General features: G+C 28.5%; 1 protein-coding gene. It reads left to right on the top strand.

Going from position 1 to position 780, the window contains the following annotated elements; translation table 11 throughout:
- On the top strand, positions 1-780 hold a 780-nt coding region (locus tag EBF09_RS09005; protein WP_198672586.1), incomplete at both ends, for a CDP-glycerol glycerophosphotransferase family protein.

Here is a 780-nt window from a genome sequence, read left to right as displayed (position 1 = left end):
TATTTTTGCAACATGGTGTAACCCATAATGATGTCTCTAGTTGGTTAAATCAAAGAAAAATTGATCTTTTTATAACTTCTACAAAAAATGAGTATCATTCTATTGTTGATAATTTTAATCATTATAAGTTTGGTTATAAGGAATTGGTTTTGACAGGAATGCCAAGACATGATGCTTTGATTAAAAACAATAAAAGTAATACTAAGCAGATATTGATAATGCCAACTTGGAGGCAATATTTAAGTGGTGAAATGAATAAGTATAATACAAGAAGCAAAAATAAAAATTTTATGAATTCGGAATATTTTTTAAAATGGAAAGAATTACTTCAAAGTCAAGAATTAAGAGATATTGCGGATAATTATGGATATAAAATAGTATTTAATCCACATCCGCAAGTCAAAATATACATTGAGGATTTTAAGGTTCCAGACTATATAATTATAGGCAGTGAAAATAGAATGCAGGAGCTTTTTTGCAATTCAAGCTTAATGATTACAGATTATTCAAGTGTTGCTTTTGAGATGGCTTATTTAAATAAACCAGTAATCTACTATCAGTTTGATAAAGAAGTTTTTTTTGCTAATCATACTTTGCAACAAGGATATTTTAACTATGAAGAAGATGGTTTTGGTCCTGTAGTAAAGACACAAGAAGGATTATTAAAAGAGGCAAAAAAAATACTTGAAGATGGCTGTAAAGTAGGGGAGCCCTATAAAACTAACATGGCAAATACTTTTCTTTTTAGAGATGGAAAATGTTGTGAGAGGGTTTATGAAA

Origin of the sequence: Helicobacter burdigaliensis (assembly GCF_003670295.1) — a bacterium.
GTDB lineage: Bacteria > Campylobacterota > Campylobacteria > Campylobacterales > Helicobacteraceae > Helicobacter_D > Helicobacter_D burdigaliensis.
This window is presented reverse-complemented; position numbering and strand designations above follow the sequence as displayed.